Below are 18,095 nucleotides of genomic sequence, written 5' to 3' on the forward strand. Positions count from 1 at the left end.
GGGGGTCTGGGGGCGGCAGCCCCCAGCAGGGTCGCGTCGGCGCCGGTGCCGGGAAACGGGCGGAACCTGGTGTTCTCGGTGGCGCAGAGCATCGTTTTCCGCTTCGGTGAGGGGGAGTCGTTCCGCCGGACCCGTCACCTTGGAGGACTAGCCATGGACTTCACGCTCGAAGTGATCCCGCTGCCCGTGAGCGACATCGACCGGGCCCGCGACTTCTACCGGGACAAGGTCGGTTTTCACGTCGACATCGACCAGGAGGTCATGCCGGGCATGCGGATCGTCCAGCTGACGCCTCCGGGCTCGGGCTGTTCGATCGCGCTCGGTGACAGTATCTGGGACCTGACCAAGGGCGAGACCACGCCCGAGCCCGGTTCCTACCAGGGTCTGCAGCTGTGCGTCGCCGACATCAAGGCGGCGCGGGCGGAGCTGGTGGAGCGGGGGCTGGAGGTGTCGGAGCCCGTCCAGTACTCCCCCGACGACGGCGCCACGTTCATGTACTTCAAGGACCCCGATGGCAACGGGTGGTCGATCCAGGAGTACCGGCGCCGGGCGACTGAGCCGCTGCACCAGCTGCTGGGGGAGCTGGCGGCCGGACAGCGGTAGGCCGGCACGTCCTACGGCTTCGGGCCGACGGCTGGAACGCCGTCGGCCCGGAGGGCCGGTCAGGCGGGGGAGCCCCCGCCGAGCGCGCCTACAGCACCGGCAGGTTCTTCCGCAGCTCGAACGCCGTGACCTCGGAGCGGTACTCCTCCCACTCCTGGCGCTTGTTGCGCAAGAAGAAGTCGAAGACGTGCTCGCCCAGCGTCTCGGCGACCAGGTCGCTGTTCTCCATGAGGGTCAGTGCCTCGCCGAGGTTCTGTGGGAGGGGCTCGATGCCCATCGCGCGGCGCTCGGCGTTGGAGAGGGCCCAGACGTCGTCCTCGGCGCCGGGCGGCAGCTCGTAGCCCTCCTCGATGCCCTTGAGGCCGGCGGCCAGGAGGACGGCGTAGGCCAGGTACGGGTTCGCGCCGGAGTCCAGGGAGCGGACCTCGACCCGTGCCGAGCCGGTCTTGCCGGGCTTGTACATCGGGACGCGGACCAGGGCCGAGCGGTTGTTGTGGCCCCAGCAGATGTACGACGGGGCCTCGCCGCCGGCGCCCGCGGTGCGCTCCGAGCCGCCCCAGATGCGCTTGTAGGAGTTCACCCACTGGTTGGTGACCGCGGAGATCTCCGCGGCGTGGCGCAGGAGGCCCGCGATGAAGGAGCGGCCGACCTTGGAGAGCTGGTACTCGGAGCCGGACTCGTAGAACGCGTTGCGGTCGCCCTCGAAGAGGGAGAGGTGCGTGTGCATGCCGCTGCCGGGGTGCTCGGAGAACGGCTTCGGCATGAACGTCGCCTGGACGCCCTGCTCCAGCGCCACCTGCTTCATGACCAGGCGGAACGTCATGATGTTGTCGGCCGTCGAGAGCGCGTCGGCGTAGCGCAGGTCGATCTCCTGCTGGCCCGGCGCGCCCTCGTGGTGGGAGAACTCCACCGAGATGCCCATCGACTCCAGCATGGTGATCGCCTGGCGGCGGAAGTCCATGCCGATGTTCTGCGGGGTGTGGTCGAAGTAGCCGGAGTTGTCGGCGGGGGTGGGCCGCGAGCCGTCGAGGGGGCGGTCCTTCAGGAGGAAGAACTCGATCTCGGGGTGCGTGTAGAAGGTGAAGCCCAGGTCGGAGGTGCGGGCCAGGGCGCGCTTGAGGACGTAGCGCGGGTCCGCGAAGGACGGTGAGCCGTCCGGCATGAGGATGTCGCAGAACATGCGGGCCGTGCCGGGGGCCTCCGCGCGCCAGGGCAGGACCTGGAAGGTGGAGGGGTCCGGCTTGGCGATCATGTCGGACTCGTAGACGCGGGCGAAGCCCTCGATCGCCGAGCCGTCGAAGCCGATGCCCTCGTCGAAGGCCTGCTCCAGCTCGGCGGGGGCCACGGCCACGGACTTGAGGAAGCCCAGCACGTCCGTGAACCACAGCCGTACGAACCGGATGTCGCGCTCCTCCAACGTCCGGAGCACGAACTCCTGCTGCTTGTCCATCTTCCGCTTCCCCATCCTTGCTGGTCAGGCCGCCTGTCTCCGGTACTGCGGGAGGCGGTCGGGCACCTGAGCATCACACCACAACACCATTTCAGGCGCGTTGCGCACCTTGATCGCCGAGGCGACCTCGGGTCGAACGCCCGGCATACGGCAGGTGTCCCGCCGTACCGCCGCGGCGAACTGCTCTGCCGCCCATCTTGCCTGCTCGGACCGACATCCGTAATGCCCGGGCCCATGGACCCGGCCCATTTTGAGTTGCATCCATTCAAACATCGGGCGCGTGACTGTCGCCCGGTCGGACCGATGGTCCGATCCGGACTTTCCTGTGCCCTCTCTACGAGTGGGCACACCTTCCCCATTACGATCAGCGGACCCGACCGTCCCTTTCCCCAGAAGGACCACACCTCATGGGCTCCGCCAAGAACAAGAGCAGCGCTTCGCGCAAGGCGCGAATAGAGGAGATGCGGCGTGCCGAGCAGGCCCGTGAGCGCCGCAACCGGATCCTCACGATCGCGGCCAGCGCGGTGATCGTCGCCGGTCTCGTCGTCGGTGGTGTCGTGCTCGTACGGTCGCAGTCCGACAACAGCGACGCGGCGGCCGACTCCAAGACCACCGGCAAGTTCGTGACCGGCAAGGACGGCGTGCGGACCTGGGAGGGGACGCTGGGCCGCACCCACGTCAGCAAGAGCGTGAAGTACTCGTCGGAGCCCCCGGTCGGCGGCGACCACAACCAGGTGTGGATGAACTGCAACGGCGACGTCTACACCAAGGAACTCAAGAACGAGCACGCCGTGCACTCGCTGGAGCACGGCGCGGTGTGGGTGACGTACACCTCCAAGGCGTCCAAGGCCGACGTCGAGGCGCTCGCGGCGAAGGTGAAGCAGACGCCGTACACGCTGATGAGCCCGGACGAGAAGCAGAAGGACCCGATCATGCTCACCGCGTGGGGTCACCAGCGCACGGTGACGAGCGCGGGTGACCCGAATGTGAACAAGTTCTTCGAGACGTACGTCCAGGGCAAGCAGACGCCCGAGCCGGGCGCGGCGTGCACGGGCGGTCTGTCGGAGTGAAGTGGCACGTCGGCTGGACAGCGGGAGCCGCGGCGGCAGTGCTCGTCGCGGCGGGCGCGATCACCTACGCGGTCGCCGAGGACGGTGGTTCGAGCAGTACGCCGAGCGCCGACTCGGCGGACGCCGGGTTCGCGCGCGACATGGCGGTGCACCATCAGCAGGCCGTGGAGATGTCGTACATCGTGCGCGACCGCACGAAGGACGAAGAGGTACGGCGGCTCGCGTACGACATCGCCCAGACGCAGGCCAACCAGCGCGGCATGCTGCTGGGCTGGCTGGACCTGTGGGGGCTGCCGAAGGTGTCTTCGGACGCGCCGATGACCTGGATGGGCATGGGCGGCATGGCCTCCGGCAAGGACGGCGCGCTGATGCCGGGCATGGCGACCAACACGGAGCTGAAGAAGCTCGAGGGCCTCAGCGGCAAGCAGGCGGAGATCTTCTATCTGCAGCTGATGACGGACCATCACAAGGGCGGCATCCACATGGCCGAGGGCTGTGTCGACAAGTGCGCGGTCGGGGTGGAGAAGCGGCTCGCGCAGGGCATGGTCGCGGGGCAGGAGTCGGAGATCGACCTGATGACGGACATGCTGAAGGAGCGGGGCGCGAAGCCGCGGTCGTAATCCTCAAATGGCCTTGTCATTAGGTTAATTGGGGGCTTCTTGGCCCTCGCATTCCCCTGGCATGAACGGTTCGTCGCGAGAGTGGCGACTGTTCGAGTGATCCACTCGCGACGAACCGCACAGGGGGTTTCATGAGATCCAATCGCGCCACCCTGCGCGCCGGAGTGAGCCTGGCAGCGACACTGCCCCTGCTCACCGGCGCGCTGGCGCTCGGCATACCCGCCGCACACGCCTCGGACCAGCCGGAGCGGGACACGCTCGCGGGAACCAAGCCCGCGTGGGCCACGACCAAGGCCGACCTGGGCGCCACCTCCGACAGCACCCGGGTCGCCGTACGCGTCTACCTCGCGGGGCGGGACGCGGCCGGCCTCGCCGCCTACGCGAAGGCCGTGTCGGACCCGGGCTCGGCGTCGTACGGCAAGTACCTGAGCGCCGACCGGGCGCAGGCCCGCTTCGGGGCGACGAAGGCCCAAGTGGCCGCGGTCAAGGACTGGCTGACGTCGGCCGGGCTGAAGGTCACCGGCGTCACGCAGCACTACGTCGCGGTCACCGGCGATGTGGCCGCCGCGGAGAAGGCGTTCGGGACGCAGCTGCACAACTACACCAAGGGCGCGAGGACTTATCGCGCGCCCACGACGACCGTCTCGGTGCCGGACAGCGTGAAGGACGCCGTGCTGACCGTCACGGGCCTGGACAACGCGCCGCACCTGGCGAGCCACAAGGATCAACTCCCGCCGCCGGAGACCGTGTTCCGCAATGCCGGGCCGTTCTCGACTTACCACGGCTCGAACGTGGCGAGCACGCTGCCGGACGCCTACGGCACGAAGATCCCGTACGCCGTCAAGGGGTACACCGGCAAGCAGCTGCGCGCGGCGTACGGTGCCGGCACCCACACCGGCAAGGGCGTGCGCATCGCCATCACCGACGCGTACGCCTCCCCGACCATCGCCTACGACGCGGCCACCTACGCGAAGCGGAACGGCGGGGCGGCCTACGGCAGCGGCCAGTTGCGTCAGGTCCTGCCCGCGAAGTACACGCGGACCAAGGAGTGCTCGGCGGCCGGCTGGTACGGCGAGGAGACCCTCGACGTCGAGGCCGTGCACGCGGTCGCGCCGGGCGCGCAGATCACGTACGTGGGCGCCGCCTCCTGCTACGACGAGGACCTGCTGGACTCCCTGGGCAAGATCGTCGACAACCATCTCGCCGACATCGTCTCCAACTCCTGGGGCGAGGTGGAGGCCGCCCAGACGCCGGATCTCGCGGCCGCCTACGACCAGGTCTTCCAGTTCGGCGCGGTCGAGGGCATCGGCTTCTACTACTCCTCCGGCGACGACGGCGACGAGGTCGCCAGCAGCGGCACCAAGCAGGTCGACATCCCGGCGAGTTCGGCGTGGGTGACGGCGGTCGGCGGCACCTCGCTGGCGGTCGGCAAGGGCGACACGTACCTGTGGGAGACCGGCTGGGGCACGCAGAAGGCGGTGCTGTCGGCCGACGGCAAGAGCTGGACCGACTTCCCCGGCGCCTTCAACTCCGGTGCGGGCGGCGGCACCAGCAGGACGGTCGCCGAACCGTACTGGCAGAAGGGCGTCGTGCCGGACGCGCTGGCCAAGGCCAACAGCGCCGACGGCAACCGCGTCGTGCCGGACATCGCGGCGATCGCCGACCCGAACACCGGGTTCCTGGTGGGCCAGACGCAGACCATGCCGGACGGGAGGACGCAGGCCTACGACGAGTACCGCCTCGGCGGCACCTCGCTCGCCGCGCCGGTGATCGCGGCCGTCCAGGCCCTGGCGCAGGAGGCGCGCGGCGGGAAGCCGATCGGTTTCGCCAACCCGTCGATCTACGCGAGGTACGGCTCGAAGGCGTACCACGACGTCACGGACAATCCGACGGGCTCCGGGCTCGCGGTGGCCCGCGTCGACTACGTCAACGGCTATGACGCGACGGACGGCCTGAGCACATCGGTGCGCAGCCTGGGCAAGGACAGCTCACTGCGGGCCGTGAAGGGCTACGACGACGTGACGGGCGTGGGTACACCGGCGAGCGGTTACGTGGAGTCGTACCGCCGCCGCTGACCACCGGCTCGCACGCTCGGTCGCACAAAGGGGCGCCCCGCCGACGGGGGAAGATCGGCGGGGCGCTGTGGTGCCGCAGTGGCCAAAGGGAGGGGCGGAGCCCGGAAGGGCTCAGTGGACGGAGTGCTCCTCCAGCGGGAACGTTCCGCCGACCACGTCCTCCGCGAACGCCTTCGCCGCGTTGCCCATGACCTCGCGGAGGTCGGCGTACTGCTTGACGAACTTGGGGACGCGGCCGCCGGTCAGGCCCAGCATGTCCGTCCAGACCAGGACCTGCGCGTCCGTCTGCGCACCGGCGCCGATGCCGACCGTCGGGATGTGCAGGACGCGGGTGACCTCGGCCGCGAGCTCCGCCGGGACCAGCTCCAGGACGACCGCGAACGCGCCCGCGTCCTGGACGGACTTCGCGTCGCGCAGCAGCTGCTGGGCGGCCTCCTCGCCGCGGCCCTGGACGCGGTAGCCCATGGCGTTGACGGACTGCGGGGTCAGGCCGATGTGGGCCATGACCGGGATGCCGGACTCGACCAGGAGCCGGATCTGGTCGTGGGAGCGCTCGCCGCCCTCCAGCTTCACGGCGCCTACGCCAGCCTCCTTCACCAGCCGGGTCGCCGAGCGCAGCGCCTGCACCGGGCCCTCCTGGTAGGAGCCGAAGGGCAGGTCGCCGACGATCAGGGCGCGCGAGGTGCCCCGTACGACGGCGGCCGACAGCATGGTCATCTCGTCGAGCGTGACGGGCACGGTGGTGTCGTAGCCGAGGTGGCAGTTGCCCGCCGAGTCGCCGACGAGCATGACCGGGATGCCGGCCTCGTCGAAGACGGACGCGGTCATCGCGTCGTAGGCGGTGAGCATGGGCCACTTCTCGCCCCGCTCCTTGGCGAGGGCGATGTCCCGGACGGTGATGCGGCGAGTGCCCTTCCCCCCGTACAGCGCCTTGCTGCCGTCGGAGGGCTTCGCCTGAGGCGTCTGGGCAGCCGAAAGCTGCGTCATTGCAACGGCTCCTTCTGTCATCTCGAGGCGCCCTGACGGCGTCCCCGGACTCCCCTCCATGGTGGCACTTCGTGCCAGGGAGGGCTAGGCCGCTCCGTGTGAGTTCCGCCCCGCGCGTCGCCCGACGTAAGGGCTCGGTAAAAATTTACGATACGAGACGGTGCCGTATCGTAAATCCCCTACGCTCGACAGCATGACTCCTCCCGCCCCTGACACCGGCCCCCGCATACCGGAAGCCGTGCACCGGCGCCGCTGGGCGATCCTCGGCGTGCTGATGCTGAGCCTGCTGATCGTCGTCCTCGACAACTCCATCCTCAACGTCGCCATCAAGACCATCTCGACCCCGTCCCCGACCGGCCTGGGCGCCACCCAGAGCGAGCTGGAGTGGGCGATCAACGCCTACACCCTCGTCTTCGCGGGCCTGCTGTTCAGCGCAGGCATCCTCGGCGACCGGCTCGGCCGCAAGAAGGTCCTGCTCGGCGGGCTCACGGTGTTCGGCATCGGCTCCGCGCTCGCCGCGTTCTCCGGCTCGCCCGGCGAGCTCATCGCCTTCCGCGCGGTGATGGGCCTGGGTGCCGCCTTCGTCATGCCGGCCACCCTCGCCGTCCTGATGAACGTCTTCGAGCGCGAGGAGCAGCCCAAGGCCATCGGCATCTGGGCGGGCGGTGTCGGACTCGCCATCGCCATCGGGCCGATCACCGGCGGGGTCCTCCTCGACCACTTCTGGTGGGGCTCGGTCTTCCTCATCAACGTGCCGATCGTGCTGCTCGCCCTCGCGCTGATGCTCTGGCTGGTCCCGGACTCCCGCGATCCGAACCCGGGGCGGATCGACCCGGTCGGCGTCGTGCTCTCCGTCGTCGGCCTGGTCCTGCTGGTCTACGGCATCATCAAGGGCGGCCAGCTCGCCGACTTCACGGACGCCACGGTCCTCGCGACCATCGCCGCCGGTGTCGCGGTCCTCGTCGCCTTCGTCGTGTTCGAGAAGCGCAGCGACCATCCGTCCATCGACGTCACGTACTTCCGCAACAAGGTCTTCTCGGCCGCGATCGGCGTCATCGCGCTGGTCTTCTTCGCGCTCATGGGCGTGACCTTCTTCTCGGTCTTCTACACCCAGAGCGTGCGCGGCTACTCGCCCCTGCAGACCGGCCTGCTGATGCTGCCGCTCGCCGCCGCCCAGATGATCTTCGCGCCGCGCGCCCGGCTCGTCGTCGACCGATTCGGCAACCGGGCCACGACCACCGGCGCCATGCTGCTCATCGCCGCCACCCTGGCCGCGTTCGCCACGTTCGAGGCGGACACGCCGATCTGGCTCCTGGAGGTCGTGTTCTTCCTGATGGGCGCGGCCATGGCGCACATCATGACCCCGATCAGCGTGGTCATCATGCAGGCCATGCCCCGCGAGAAGGCCGGCTCCGCCTCCGCCCTCAGCAACACCTTCCGCCAGGTCGGCGGCGCGCTCGGCATCGCCGTACTGGGCTCGGTCCTGTCGACCGCGTACCGGGGCGGCATCGAGGACAAGCTCGGGGTGCTTCCGGAGGGCCTGCGGCACACGGCGGGCGAGTCCATCGAGGCCACGCTCGGCGTCGCCGACCGACTCGGCCCGCGGGGCGAGGCCCTCGTCGGACCGGCCCACGACGCCTTCCTGCACGCCATGCACGTGACGGCGCTGTGGGGTGCGGGCATCGCGGTGCTCGGCGCGGTCGTCGTGGCGCTGTTCCTGCCGGGACGGCCGACGGCGCCTCAGGAGGGGGCGGCGGAGCCGGAGTTGGCGGCCGCGGAGTAGCGCGGAGCAGGACGCGCACCGACGCGCCGCTTGGTGCCCGCCGGTGCCGTACCCGCCGTACACCAGGGAGAATCAGCACAGCCCACCGAAAGGACCGAGCCAAGTGAGCCTCGCCGACAGCCATCCCCGGCAGGACGGCCCCGCCCGGGGGCGCCCCCGCAGCGAGTCCGTGGAGCGGTCCATCATCGAGGGCGTCATCAAGCTGCTGGAGGACGGCGTGCCGCTCGCGGAGCTGTCCATCGAGCGCATCGCCCGCACCGCCGGCGTCGGCAAGGCCACCATCTACCGCCGCTGGAGCGGCAAGGAGGAGCTCTTCGTCGACGTCGTGCGGGCCGCCGAACCCCCGGACCCCGAACTGCCCGGCACCTCGGTGCGCGACGACCTCGTGACGCTGGTGGAGCAGTTGCGCAGGCGCGGTCTGATGACGCGTTCGTCGGTGCTCCTGCACAACGTCATCGCCCAGATGAAGAGCAGTCCGAAGATCTGGGACGCCTACCACGCGATCGTCGTCGAGCCGCGGCGCAGGAAACAGCACGCGATCCTGCGCCGCGGGCAGGAGAACGGCGAGTTGCGCACGGACATCGACGTCGACGTGATGAACGACATGATCTTCGGCCCGATGCTGGTACGCGCCGTCATGCGCCCGGACGCCGACCTTCCGGAAGGGCTGGCGGAGCAGATGGTCGACGCCGTGCTGGAGGGTCTACGGCCCGTCAGTTCACGCACCCTGTAGATCGCATGTGCGCGTTTCGTCACAGAGCGCGCTTTCCCTCGCCGCAGTCGGAACTCGTGAAGGCGACTTGTACGTCCTCGCCCCCGTACGGCCGTCATGAGTACGGCAGGAACGAGGCCGATCATCCCCTAGGGTTTCTTTGGGCGCGGGGGGACGACGGTGTGCACGGCAGGTAGTGAGGCGACGGTATGGCGCAGCAGGCGTACGTGACGGAGACGGACAACGGCGGCTCGGGGCCCGAGCGCCGGGGATCTGGGCTTCGGCGCCTGACGGACCGCCTGAAGAGCCTGGTGACGGGCCGGCGCGGCGACCCGCGCATCTGGCGGCGCGGCATCGTGGTGGCCGCCCTCGCGGTGATCCTCGCCCTGGTGATGCTGCTGCACGCGCAGATCCCGAACACGGTGGGCAACCTCGGCAGCCTGACCGAGACGTTCCTGCCCTGGCTGGGCCTGTTCGTCCCGGTGCTGCTCCTGCTGGCCCTGATCCGCAGGTCCGCGACCGCGCTCATCGCCGTGCTGCTACCGGCGATCGTGTGGCTGAACCTCTTCGGCGGCCTCCTCGTCGACCGGACCGGCGCCGGCGGCGACCTCACGGTGGCCACGCACAACGTCAACGCGGACAACGCCGATCCGTCCGGCACCGCCCGCGACGTCGCCGCGTCCGGCGCGGACGTGGTGGCCCTGGAGGAGCTGACGGCCTCCGCGGTCCCGACGTACGAGTCCGCGCTGGCGTCGACGTACAAGTACCACACGGTGCAGGGCACCGTCGGGCTGTGGAGCAAGTACCCGCTGAGCGGCGTCAAGCCCGTCGACATCAAGCTGGGCTGGACGCGTGCCATGCGGGCCGCGGTGACCACGCCGGCCGGGCAGGTCGCGGTGTACGTCGCCCACCTGCCGTCGGTGCGGGTGAAGGTGGAGGCCGGGTTCACCGCCCGGCAGCGCGACAAGAGCGCCGACGCGCTGGGCGAGGCCATCGCCGACGAGCAGCTGCAGAAGGTGGTCCTGCTCGGCGACCTGAACGGCACGATGAACGACCGCGCGCTCAACGCCGTCACCGCCCAGATGCGCTCCACGCAGGGCGCGGCGGGCAGCGGGTTCGGGTTCAGCTGGCCGGCGTCGTTCCCGATGGCGCGGATCGACCAGATCATGGTGAAGGGCCTGGAGCCGGAGAGCTCCTGGACGCTGCCGGAGACCGGGAGCGACCATCTGCCGGTGGCGGCGCGTGTGAAGGTCGACACATCCGCGTCCTGACGCGCTCTGAAAACCCCTGGTCAGCCACGGGCCGGCCATGTCTGGACGGGTCTCGGCAACCGGGGCGTCATCTGCCGGAATACTGAGCCTGAGAGGCTTTGTTCCGTAACTGAACATACGAAGTCGGTACGGAACATCGCTCTCCACCCTGAAAGGCAAAGGCTCTTCATGCCCCTGGCACTGTTCGCCCTGGCCGTCGGCGCCTTCGGCATTGGTACGACCGAGTTCGTGATGATGGGCCTGCTGCCCGAAGTCGCGAACGACCTGGGCATCTCGATTCCCACCGCCGGGCATCTGGTCTCGGCGTACGCGCTGGGCGTCGTCATCGGCGCCCCGCTGCTGGCGGCGGTCACGGCCCGGATGCCGCGCCGTACCGTCCTGATCGGCCTGATGGCCCTGTTCGTCGCGGGCAACGCCCTGTCCGCGTTCGCCCCCGACTACCACTGGCTGGTGGCCGCCCGCTTCCTGAGCGGCCTGCCGCACGGCGCCTTCTTCGGCGTCGGCGCGGTCGTGGCGACGAACATGGTCGCGCCGGAGCGCAAGGCCCGCTCCGTGTCGCTGATGTTCCTCGGTCTGACCGTGGCCAACGTCGCGGGCGTGCCGGTGGCCACGCTGATGGGGCAGCACCTGGGCTGGCGGGCCACGTTCCTCGGCGTGAGCACCATAGGCCTGGCCGCGATGGCGGCGCTGGCGCTGCTCATCCCGCGCGGCGAGGTGGCCGCCGCCCCGCCGGCCGGCCTGCGCGGCGAGGTGGCCGCCCTGCGCTCCCTGCCGGTGTGGCTGGCGCTCGGCACGACGGTCGCGGGCTTCGGCGCGCTCTTCGCCGCGTACAGCTACGTCACGCCGATGCTGACCGACTCCGCCGGGTACGCCGACGCCAGCGTGACGCTGCTGCTGGCGCTGTTCGGTGTGGGCGCGACCATCGGCAACCTGCTGGGCGGGCGCCTGGCGGACCACTCGATGCGGGGGACCCTGTTCGGCGGCCTGCTCTCCCTGGCCGCGGTGCTGGCCCTGTTCCCGCTGCTGATGTCCACGGCGTGGAGCGCGGCCCTCGCGGTGGCACTGCTCGGCATGGCCGCGTTCGTGACCGGCTCCCCGCTCAACCTGATGGTGATGGAGAAGGCGTCGTCGGCCCCGTCCCTGGCCTCCTCGGCCAACCAGGCGGCCTTCAACCTCGCGAACGCGGGCGGCGCCTGGATCGGCGGCCTCGCCCTCGCGGCGGGCTTCGGCGTGACGTCCCCGGCGCTGGCCGGCGCGGCCCTGGCCGTGCTCGGGCTCGGGGTCGCGGGGGCCGCGTACGCGGTGGACCGGCGCCGGGTCGCTCCGCTGGGTGGCCGGGAGCGCGTGGTCGCGACGCATGTGCCACAGCAGGCCGAGACGGTCCGGTACTGAGATCCGCGAAGGGGCGCCCGGTGATCACCGGGCGCCCCTTTTTTCCGACCCGGTAGGCCCTGTCGGTGATCTGTAGGGCCTGTCGGTGATCTGTCGGTCGTTTGTCGGTGTGCCCTGACACCGTCATCGTCATGACGCGAATCGACAAGAACCCGGGCGGCGTGAGCACCGCCGTCTCCGTGCGGGGGTTGGTCAAGCACTACGGCGAGACCAAGGCGCTGGACGGTGTGGACCTGGACGTGCGCGAGGGCACCGTCATGGGAGTGCTCGGGCCGAACGGGGCCGGGAAGACGACCCTCGTGCGGATCCTGTCCACGCTGCTGGCACCGGACGCCGGACAGGCCACCGTCGCCGGATACGACGCCGTACGGCAGCCTCGGCAGCTGCGCCGGGTGATCGGGCTGACCGGGCAGTACGCCTCCGTCGACGAGAAGCTCCCGGGGTGGGAGAACCTGTATCTCATCGGGCGGCTGCTGGACCTGCCCCGCAAGGACGCACGCGCGCGTGCCGACCAACTGCTGGAGCGGTTCTCGCTGACCGAGGCCGCCAAGCGGCCCGCGAGCACCTACTCGGGCGGTATGCGACGACGGCTCGACCTGGCGGCCTCCATGATCGGCCGACCGGCCGTGCTGTTCCTCGACGAGCCGACCACCGGGCTCGACCCCCGCACCCGCAACGAGGTGTGGGACGAGGTCAAGGCCATGGTCGGGGACGGGGTGACCGTGCTGCTGACCACCCAGTACATGGAGGAGGCCGAGCAGCTCGCCTCCGAGCTGACCGTCGTCGACCGGGGCAAGGTCATCGCGGGCGGCCGGATCGAGGAGCTGAAGGCCAAGGTCGGCGGGCGGACGCTGCGGATCCGGCCGGTCGACCCGCTGCAGCTGCGCCCGCTCGCCGGTTATCTCGACGATCTCGGCATCACCGGGCTCGCGACCACGACCGTGGACACCGACACCGGCACCCTCCTCGTGCCGATCCTGAGCGACGAGCAGCTGACCGCCGTCGTGGGCGCCGTGACCTCCCGTGGCATCACGCTCGCCTCCATCAGCACCGAACTGCCCAGCCTGGACGAGGTGTTCCTCTCCCTCACCGGCCACCGCGCCAGTGCGCCCCAGGACACCGTGCCCACCGACGACCGCGAGGAGGTCGCCGTATGAGCTCCCGCCCGTCGCCCACCACCGCCCTGAACGAGGCGCTTCGCGCCGCCCCTTCGATCACCACTGTCCCCACCGCCGCGACCACCGGCGACGCCCGCATCACCCTGCGCGGGCATCTGCGGCACACCGGCGCCCTCGTCCGCCGCAATCTGCTGTGGATCCGGCAGGACCCGGAGTCGATGGCCGACGCGCTGCTGATGCCGGTCATCTTCACCCTGCTGTTCGTGTTCGTCTTCGGCGGCGCGATCGGGCAGGCGCTGGGCGGCGGGCAGGACCAGTACGTGCAGTACGTGATCCCCGGCATGATCGCGATGATGAGCATGACGCTGTCGCAGGGCGTCGGCACCGGGTTCAGCCAGGACTTCAACTCCGGTGTCATGGACCGCTTCCGGTCCCTGCCGATCGGACGCGGTTCGGTGCTGTTCGCGAAGATCTCGGTGGAACTGCTGCGGATGCTGTTCGCGACCGCCGTGCTGATGATCGTCGCCGTCGCGGTCGGGTTCGAGATCAACAACTGGCCCGGGCTGTTCGCGACGGTGGCCCTGTCCACCGTGTTCGCCTCGTCGATCATGTGGGTGTTCCTCACCCTGGGCGTGATCATGAAGAACGCGCAGTCCGTGCAGGCGATGGGCTTCCTGGTGCTGTTCCCGCTGCAGTTCGGCTCGTCGATCTTCTCGCCGACGGCGACAATGCCGGGCTGGCTGCAGGGCTTCACCGACTACAACCCGCTGTCCACGCTCGCCGACGCCGCGCGCGGACTGATGGTGGGCGGGCCGGTCGCGCACGACCTGTGGGTGACGCTGGCCTGGTCGGTGGCGATCACGGCGGTCATGGCACCGATCGCGATCCACAAGTTCCGGACGAAGAACTGACCCGCCGGCCGGTGCGTCCTGCGTCCCGCCGGTGCGTGTCAGACCAGGGCGGCGGCCGCCTCAGGGGAGAGGCCGCCGCCCTCGGCGTACGCCGCCTCGTAGGCCTCGTCCCCGAGCACCGCGCGCAGCTCCCGCTTTGCCTTGGCGCGCGTCTCGCGCTCGATGGTCGTCGGGGCATGCCGGGTCGGCAGCAGGGCGTCGCCGGCCCCGACGCAGCGGGCGCCGTCCCGGGCCCGGCTGCCGCCGTCGACGGCGGCGAGGGCGATCCCGGCGATGTGCAGGAGCAGGGTGCGCATGGTGGGGGCGATGGCCAGGGACAGCGGGTCCGCGGCCCGTTCCAGTGCCCGGCGGGTGACGGCCAGGCACTCCTCGTAGCACCCGTCGAAGGCTTCCAGCCAGGCCTGCGAGGCGAGGATGTAGGCGTCGAAGATGACGAAGTGGGCGATGCCGAACTCCTCGCGCAGCAACCGCAGTTGCTCGCGGGCCTCGGGGATGCGGCCGGTCAGGCCGCAGTGACCGGCGAGGAACATCCGGGCGGCGGGCATCGCGTCGTTGCGCGCGCCGTCCTTCCGGGCGATCACCTCGCGCAGCAGGCGTTCGCCGCGCTCGGTCTCGCCGGTCTCCAGCAGTACGGCACCGAGGCGGGCGTTCAGGACGGCCACCTGGGCGCGGGCGCCGAGCCGTTCGGCGCGCTCGATCGCCGCCTCGTAGTTGGCGACGGCCGCCTCCCACTGCCCCTTGCGTTCGCATGACTCGGCGCGCGCGGCACGGGCCTCGGCGGCGCCCCACAGGTCGCCCAGGCGCTCGTAGATCTCCATCGCCTCCTCGGCGTCGCGGGTGGCGTCGCCCGCCCAGTCGCTGCGGTTGGCGTACAGGTTGGCCCGCCACTGCAGGCTCGCGGCGAGCTCCCAGTCGTACCCGGGCGTCGCGCGGGAGGTGCGGACGGTGGCGTCGATGACCGTCCGCAGCCGTTCGATGTCGCCGGTCAGCATGACGGCGTAGAACCAGAGCAGGCCGGGAAGGCGGCAGGTCTGCGGCATGCCGGGCTCGTACGTGTCGGCGATGGCCCGCAGCTTGGCCTGCGCGGCGGGGGTCTGCCAGGCGTCCAACTCGGTGTCCATGCAGGCGAGATGGACGAGGTGGGCGCCGCGCCGGGCCTCTTCGAGGACCTCTCCGCTCCACGGGGGCGGGGTTTCGGTGCAGCGCTCCCACACCGGCCGCGCGCGGCGGGCCGGTTCGGGGAAGGGGTCGGGGCCGAGGGCATGGACCTCGCGGGACCAGTTGCGGGCGTCGATCTTCAGGTCGCGCATCTGCCAGAACCAGGACAGCGACAGGATCAGACACAGCCCCTCCTGCTCGTCGCGGTCGGCGACGGCATGGCGCAGGGCGGTGCGCAGGTTCTCGTACTCGCGTTCCAGGCGGGCGATGGCGGCGAGCTGACCGGGCCCGCGCAGCAACGCGTCGGTGGTGCGGGCGAGTTCGCGGTAGTACGTCAGATGCGCACGCTCGGCCTCGGCGCGCCGCCCCGTCTCGTCGAGGCGCTCGCCGGCGTACTCGGCGACGGTCTCCAGGAGCCGGTAGCGCATCGCGCCGTCCGCCGAAGGGGCGGCCACCACGAGGGACTTGTCGACGAGCGAGCCGAGCGCCTCCAGCGCGACGGGCCCGCACACGGCCTCGGCGGCGGCGAGGTCGCAGCCGCCGGCGAACACGGACAGCCGCCGCAGCACCTCCCGTTCGCCCTCGTCCAGCAGCTCCCAGGACCAGTCGACGACCGCCCGCAGGGTCTGCTGGCGGGGCAGTACGGTGCGGCTGCCCGAGGTGAGCAGCCGGAACCGGTCGTCGAGCCGGTCCGCTATCTGACGCGGTGTCAGCATGCGGAGGCGGGCGGCGGCGAGCTCGATGGCGAGGGGCAGCCCGTCGAGCCGCCGGCAGATCTCCGCGCACGCCTCCGGATCGTCGGCGACCCGGAACCCCGGCCTGGCCGCGGCGCCCCGGTCGGCGAGCAGCCGCAGCGCGAACGGCTCGGGCAGCGGGTCCACGGGCCGCAGCAACTCGCCGGGTACGCCGAGGGGTTCACGGCTGGTGGCGAGCACCGTCAGCCGCGGGCAGCGCGCCAGCAGCTCCTCCACGAGCCGGGCGGCGGCCTCCACGACGTGCTCGCAGTTGTCGAGGATCAGCAGCATGCGCCGCCTGCCGCAGTGCTCGGCGAGCCGCTCGACGGGGTCGTCGTGCCGCTCGGATCCGGCCCGCATGGCCTCGGCCCCGGCGCCGTACAGCACGGTCTCGCGGGCGCCGACGGCGGTCAGTACGGCCTCCGGTACGGCCTCGGGATCGTCGACCGGCGCGAGCTCGGCCAGCCACACCCCGTCCGGGGCGCCGTCCCGGACACTCTCGGCGGCCTCCTGCGACAGCCGCGTCTTGCCCGCCCCGCCGGGGCCGAGCAGGGTGACGAGCCGGGCGGTGGCGAGGTCGCCGCGGATGGCCTCGATGTCCGGTTCCCGGCCTACGAAGGAGGTGAGACGGGCGCGGAGGTTGCCGGTGGGAGGGGGCGAGGGCGAAGTGGGGGGAACGTCAGGGGCGTTCACGGAACCGGACGCGGGCCCGCCCTGCGTCGGGTGGAGCAACTCGCCGTGCAGTGCGCGCAGTTCCGGTCCCGGGTCCGAGCCCAGCCGGTCCGCCAGGAGTCGCCGTACGTCCTCGTAGGCGGCCAGTGCCTCGGCCGTACGGCCCGCGTCGCGCAGGGCGCGCAGGCGCAGGGCCTGGAGGGGTTCGTCCAGGGGGTGGGCGTCGCACAGGGCGGTCAGCTCGGGCAGGGACTGTTCGGCGTGGCCGAGGGCGAGGGCGGCGGTGTGGCGGGCGCGCAGCGCGTCCAGGCGCCGGGTCTCCTGGCGGACCGCCTCGGCGGTGCGGTCGGGGAGGTCGGCGAGGGCGGGGCCGTGCCACAGGGCGAGGGCGTCGTCGAGGACGACGGCGGCCTTGGCGGGGTCGCCGTCGGCCAACGCGCGCGTGCCCTCGCCGGCCAGCCGCTCGAACCGGTGCAGGTCGATGTCGTCGGGCGCGGCGGCGAGCCGGTACCCGCCCTCCTCCGAGACGATCGCGTCCGCCCCGAGGGCCCGCCGCAGGCGCCCGACCAGCGCCTGCAGCGCGCCCGTCGCGTCGGCGGGCGGATCGCCGTCCCACACCTCGTCGACCAGCAGGGGCGCGGGCACGGTCCGCCCGCCCCGCAACGCCAGCACGGTCAGCAGGGATCGCAGCCGCGCCCCGCCGACCGGAACGGGGCGGCCGTCGGGGCGAAGTACCTGGGTGGTGCCGAGGATGCGATAGCGCACGGGGTCCATTGTCTCCGGTCGGTTCGGGACGGTCACAGGGTTGCGTGGCGCGGCGCGGCAGGGGTGTGCGGCGCGCGCGCAGGGTCACGGCAGTGTCATCCCCGTTCCGGGACCGTGCTCAGGGTCTGCAGCAGCTCGGCCAGGGCGGCCGGCGCCAGGCCCGCCACCTCCGCGCCCGGTGCCGTGCCCTCGTGCGGAAGACCCCGGGCCTCGCGCACCGCGTGGGAGAGCCGGGAGTCCGTACCCGGCACCTCCAGGGTCACGATCACGCCCGCGTCGGCGTCCGCGAACCACTTCGGGCACTCCCACACCGGCCGCAGCGACCGGTCCCCGGGCACCGGCTCCCGGGTGAGCGAGCCCGGCGCCATCTCGGCCCAGCCCTGCCGAAGGACCTGGATCGCCCGTACCCACCCCCGGGTCTCGGGCAGGTCGGGGTCGCCGTGGAACTCGGCCGTGAGCAGGCCGACCAGGCGCAGCCGGTCCCCCGGCCGCACGTCGCCCAGCTCCTCCGGCGCGACGATGCCGACCGGATGCTGGTGCAGCGCGACCACGAGCCCGCTCTCCTCCCGCAGCACCCGCACCGCGCCCTCCTCCGCCGGCAGGTCCTCCACCGGACCTGTGACCTGGGTGAGCTGGTCGTGCCAGCCGCCGCCGAGGGCCTCGTCGGCGGACTCGAAGAGCAGCGGCCAGCTCACCTCGTCCCCCACCTTGAACGGCGTACCGCAACACTCCATCTGCCAGTCCGCGTAGAACACATGCCAAAGCCCCATGCCC

General features: G+C 71.2%; 14 protein-coding genes. 10 read left to right on the plus strand and 4 right to left on the minus strand.

Annotation, left to right across the window (positions count from 1 at the left end; translation table 11 throughout):
• Positions 1–153 precede the first annotated feature (153 nt).
• Positions 154–603: a VOC family protein gene (locus ACIREI_RS05270; protein WP_403327528.1), complete on the plus strand. Its 450-nt coding sequence runs from the start codon at positions 154–156 to the stop codon at positions 601–603.
• Positions 604–691: 88 nt separating this feature from the next.
• Here ACIREI_RS05270 and glnA read toward each other — a convergent pair whose 3' ends face one another.
• Entirely contained in the window at positions 692–2,053 is a 1,362-nt protein-coding gene (glnA, locus tag ACIREI_RS05275) for a type I glutamate--ammonia ligase (protein ID WP_403327530.1), read from the minus strand.
• Positions 2,054–2,460: 407 nt separating this feature from the next.
• Here glnA and ACIREI_RS05280 point away from each other — a divergent pair, with 407 nt between their 5' ends.
• From ACIREI_RS05280 to ACIREI_RS05290, 3 genes are all read left to right on the plus strand, one after another.
• Positions 2,461–3,123, plus strand: coding sequence for a DUF3105 domain-containing protein (locus ACIREI_RS05280; RefSeq protein WP_403327532.1), 663 nt, complete (start codon positions 2,461–2,463; stop codon positions 3,121–3,123).
• Entirely contained in the window at positions 3,120–3,743 is a 624-nt protein-coding gene (locus ACIREI_RS05285; RefSeq protein ID WP_403327534.1) for a DUF305 domain-containing protein, read from the plus strand. The genes ACIREI_RS05280 and ACIREI_RS05285 overlap by 4 nt, the downstream gene beginning before the upstream one ends.
• 131 nt (positions 3,744–3,874) lie before the next feature.
• Positions 3,875–5,818, plus strand: coding sequence for a protease pro-enzyme activation domain-containing protein (locus tag ACIREI_RS05290; protein ID WP_403327536.1), 1,944 nt, complete (start codon positions 3,875–3,877; stop codon positions 5,816–5,818).
• A 111-nt stretch (positions 5,819–5,929) separates the two neighbouring features.
• On the opposite strand, the gene panB is transcribed toward ACIREI_RS05290, so the two are convergent.
• Positions 5,930–6,805, minus strand: coding sequence for a 3-methyl-2-oxobutanoate hydroxymethyltransferase (gene panB, locus ACIREI_RS05295; RefSeq protein WP_403327538.1), 876 nt, complete (start codon positions 6,803–6,805; stop codon positions 5,930–5,932).
• Positions 6,806–6,998: 193 nt separating this feature from the next.
• Between panB and ACIREI_RS05300 the strand changes: the two genes are divergently transcribed.
• The 6 genes from ACIREI_RS05300 (at position 6,999) to ACIREI_RS05325 (ending at position 13,992) form a co-directional block, all read left to right on the plus strand.
• Positions 6,999–8,588 carry an MFS transporter gene (locus ACIREI_RS05300; protein WP_403327540.1) on the plus strand — a complete coding sequence of 530 codons (1,590 nt, stop codon included), beginning with the start codon at positions 6,999–7,001 and terminating at the stop codon, positions 8,586–8,588.
• 103 nt (positions 8,589–8,691) lie between these two features.
• The gene (locus ACIREI_RS05305) at positions 8,692–9,321 is read left to right on the plus strand and encodes a TetR/AcrR family transcriptional regulator (protein ID WP_403327542.1); all 630 of its coding nucleotides are present in this window, start codon (positions 8,692–8,694) and stop codon (positions 9,319–9,321) included.
• A 188-nt stretch (positions 9,322–9,509) separates the two neighbouring features.
• Positions 9,510–10,571 (plus strand): endonuclease/exonuclease/phosphatase family protein, encoded by a 1,062-nt coding sequence (locus ACIREI_RS05310; protein ID WP_403327544.1) that lies wholly within the window; start codon positions 9,510–9,512, stop codon positions 10,569–10,571.
• A gap of 168 nt (positions 10,572–10,739) precedes the next feature.
• On the plus strand, positions 10,740–11,963 hold the full coding sequence (locus ACIREI_RS05315) for an MFS transporter (protein WP_403327546.1): 1,224 nt from the start codon (positions 10,740–10,742) through the stop codon (positions 11,961–11,963).
• Between the two features lie 131 nt (positions 11,964–12,094).
• Positions 12,095–13,120, plus strand: coding sequence for an ATP-binding cassette domain-containing protein (locus tag ACIREI_RS05320; protein WP_403327548.1), 1,026 nt, complete (start codon positions 12,095–12,097; stop codon positions 13,118–13,120).
• Positions 13,117–13,992: an ABC transporter permease gene (locus ACIREI_RS05325; protein WP_403327550.1), complete on the plus strand. Its 876-nt coding sequence runs from the start codon at positions 13,117–13,119 to the stop codon at positions 13,990–13,992. Before ACIREI_RS05320 ends, ACIREI_RS05325 begins: the two co-directional genes overlap by 4 nt.
• A 38-nt stretch (positions 13,993–14,030) precedes the next feature.
• On the opposite strand, the gene ACIREI_RS05330 is transcribed toward ACIREI_RS05325, so the two are convergent.
• Together ACIREI_RS05330 and ACIREI_RS05335 are read right to left on the minus strand one after the other, a co-directional pair.
• The gene (locus ACIREI_RS05330; RefSeq protein ID WP_403327551.1) at positions 14,031–17,330 is read right to left on the minus strand and encodes a BTAD domain-containing putative transcriptional regulator; all 3,300 of its coding nucleotides are present in this window, start codon (positions 17,328–17,330) and stop codon (positions 14,031–14,033) included.
• An 86-nt stretch (positions 17,331–17,416) separates the two neighbouring features.
• Complete coding sequence (locus ACIREI_RS05335; RefSeq protein WP_403327553.1) at positions 17,417–18,091, minus strand: DUF6578 domain-containing protein; 675 nt, start codon at positions 18,089–18,091, stop codon at positions 17,417–17,419.
• Positions 18,092–18,095 lie beyond the last annotated feature (4 nt).

It is taken from the genome of Streptomyces sp. NPDC093591 (genome assembly GCF_044764885.1).
Lineage (GTDB): Bacteria > Actinomycetota > Actinomycetes > Streptomycetales > Streptomycetaceae > Streptomyces.